The 3,199-nt window shown below is 48.4% G+C and carries 2 protein-coding genes; both read left to right on the top strand.

Going from position 1 to position 3,199, the window contains the following annotated elements; genetic code table 11:
* The first annotated feature begins 479 nt into the window (after positions 1-479).
* Complete coding sequence (locus tag Q5Y71_RS16485; protein WP_371877091.1) at positions 480-599, top strand: integrase core domain-containing protein; 120 nt, start codon at positions 480-482, stop codon at positions 597-599.
* A 350-nt stretch (positions 600-949) separates the two neighbouring features.
* The gene (locus Q5Y71_RS16480; protein ID WP_306043176.1) at positions 950-2,389 is read left to right on the top strand and encodes a hypothetical protein; all 1,440 of its coding nucleotides are present in this window, start codon (positions 950-952) and stop codon (positions 2,387-2,389) included.
* Positions 2,390-3,199: the final 810 nt, after the last annotated feature.

The raw sequence follows: 3,199 nt of genomic DNA, 5'->3' as shown, positions 1-3,199 counted from the left end.
CTACTAGACCGTAGCAACGGTCGAATCTATTCGAGTCCCCCCCGGCATAGCCGAGGGTTTACCTAATGATTAAATTATAATAGAGGGTCACCGAAAAACAGGCTGTCTCGACAGATCCCCAATCAACCATTCAAGAAATATCCTAATATTTTATTATACCTATTTCGATCTCGAATCACTGTATAATAAGTGAATCCATCAAAATGATACTTCACAGCAGAATTCTTGTAGGACACCAGCCACTCGTTCTGGAGAGTATTCTGGACCAGTAAAGAGCCAGCCAAAGCAATACTCTGGCCTGCAAGTGCTGCATGTATTACATTGTGCTCCTGGTCGAACTGACGAATGATGTTTTTTCGCCTGATATCCCCAAGCAGGCATTTCCAGCTAAATGAAGGTAAAGACCGATTAATCCAATTGACCTCCAAAAGTTGTGCCTCATTTATCCCCGCAACCTTTGACAAGTAACTCGGTGCAACATACATGCTGGGAGAGACTCGCTGGAAATCGATCAGTGGCGAGAACACTACAACACCATCAGGCCGCACAGCTCACTCGGCTATATACTACCAGTTGAGTTTGCTCAAAAGGTGGCGTAATTTACCGGAATCTCATCCTGCTAATGGTACTAATGCTGGGGAAAGGTCAAGTGCGTGATTTGAATAATCTGGCGCGGTATATATCTTTCATGTGATTTAATTTGTGCTTATGCAATGTTTCTATTGAAGGCTACGTAATATTTCAATCACTGAATTTTTATATCATTGCCATAAATTCTTCACCACTGTTGTCTATCTTACAACGGCACACCCATCCATATCGATTCTAATGGAATGTAATCTGTTTTAACTGGAAATGAGATTTTTGGCTGTCCATTGGTTTTCTGGTTTCACTACAAGGTAGTGCTCGATTGAACCAGCTGAATTATCAAATTCTAAAAGCTCTCTAATTGACAGGAGAAGATCAGGCTATGAGTTCTTCAATACACTCAAATTGGGACCGGTTGACAGGTTATGCAGAGAAGGCAGGTTTCGCTTTTCTCGCTGCCCAGATACTGATTATCAGCTCCGCGAGTGCTCTTGACGGTGGCACGCTGCAAGTTTCCACCTATAACGGTTGGCAAGCCTTTGAGGTGATCACCCAGGATGACAATCCTTCAGGCGATGGTGTTGACCATGCAATGCCCGGCACCTTCGATGGTGCGGGTGCTTTTCTGGTTAATAGTTCAACAATCCGGATTCAGGTGAATCACGAAACCAGTGACGCCTCTGTTAGTGAAGTGGATGTCGATGTTGCCAATTTGCAGACAGCAATCTACAACATGATCAACGCTGGTAATACGGGTGGTGTAAGTTTTGTAGTGGCTGCGCGGCAAGCTTATGATCGCTGGAGTAGCAATGGCGGGTCAAGCTGGACCAATACGTCCAGTACCTCCAATACCAGCTTTTTCCGTTTCTGCTCAAGCCAGGCTTATGCACCAAATACGTTTGGGGACAATCGCGGATTTGTTGACCAGATCTACATCACCGGTGAAGAAGTCAGCAGTGGGCGTCTGTTCGCTCTGGACAGCGCCAACCGCGATTTCTATCTGCTGAGTGGAATCGTAGGCAGTGCTCCAGATGGTATCGGCGGTATGTCGTATGACTCCTGGGAAAACGCTGCGCTCATTGATACCGGTGAAACCGAGCATGTCGCAATCGTGCTGTCTCCCGACGGCGGTTCTCAGGATATGAAGCTGTACATTGGCATAAAGGGTTTGGGTGCCAGCGGCAATGCATCTAACAGCTTTCTAGCTCGGAACGGCTTGGCATATGGTAGCTGGTACTATCTGAATGCCTCCTATCCAAGCCTGGGTAACACCAATAGTGGCTTTTTCGATACCAGCGCTTCCGGAGCGTTGACGTCCAGCAAGCTGGAAGACATTGATACCAGCCCGAGTAGCCCTACTGAAGTCGTGCTTGCCGACCAGAATTCTGGCGTCTTTAACCTGAATTTCTCTCTGGTATTCAACAGCGGATTCGATGCCGCTTCCTCCAGCTTCACCGTGACCAAAATCTCCAATGAAAGCGGTTCAAACGGTAGTTTGGACAGTCCGGACAATATCGATTGGACCGCGGCAACCACCTTGAATGGCGTGGATTATCCGGATGGAGTCATCTTCGTTAACGAAGACAATAGTTCTGGTGAGATCTGGCAGATGAATCCCAATGGCAGTAACAAGTTACGTATTGGGCGGACGAATGTGGGCGCGGAATCGACCGGCATCTTCGATATCTCTGAATTGGTCGGCTATGCCCCCGGTAGCATTCTGGTGAGCAATAATCAGGGGTCACCATCTTCGATGACGGTCATGATCAATCCTGATGCGACACTGAACAACAACTCCTGAAGTGACCTGCCGTGTCATGAAGATGGTAGTGTGAAGATCAGTGATGTCGCGAAAAAAGGGTAGGTGTTGACCGCGAACGTATCAGGCGCGAATGGCTTTCTCTTACATCAGAGTAGGAGAGCCGGATACTTCCGGGGCGCTGAGGATGCGTTCCAAACTGGCTTTGAGGTCCACTCCCTGCCACTGTGTTGCTGAGGAAGTGCCTTTCCTCTCACCTTGACACTGGGTTGAGCACTGATTAACCGTTTGAGGGAGTCCTTATTGCCGCAATCGATTGGCCAAGAGCCAGGCTGTCGGAGGTTCGAGTCCCCCCGGGTGCACCAAAATAGATTTGTAAATCATGGAGTAATAAGCGCAAAAAGGCGATATCAATTTCCTGATATCGCCTTTTTTCATTTCATCCTGCAAGCCGCGACGGTTGCCCGGGGTAAATGTCGGCGCGACCCAGGGCCGGCTGGTAACTCATAGTGGCCAGACTTCTCTGGATACGTTGCCACTCGGCTTGCGCCGCTTACTTCGCTTCCTAATCACTGGCGAGGCTTTCCTTTAGTTGTTTTGCATCTATGCCATACCCTTGATCAGCCCCACCGAGATGGTCCCACTAAAGGCACCAGCGACCCGCCGCAGCAATCACATCAGCCTGAAGCGACTGCGTGTCGTCTTCGGGCATATGCCCCCTAGTGAGGTAGAAAGCCATCAAGTTTTTAAGTATCGCGATGTTGATTTGCACTTAAAACTGACCCACTAACCCCCCGGATTTGCATCGAATTTTGACCCACGTATAACCCTTCCCTGCACAAATAGTATGCG

It is taken from the genome of Microbulbifer sp. 2205BS26-8 (assembly GCF_030731025.1).
Taxonomy (GTDB): Bacteria; Pseudomonadota; Gammaproteobacteria; order Pseudomonadales; family Cellvibrionaceae; genus Microbulbifer; species Microbulbifer spongiae.
This window is presented reverse-complemented; position numbering and strand designations above follow the sequence as displayed.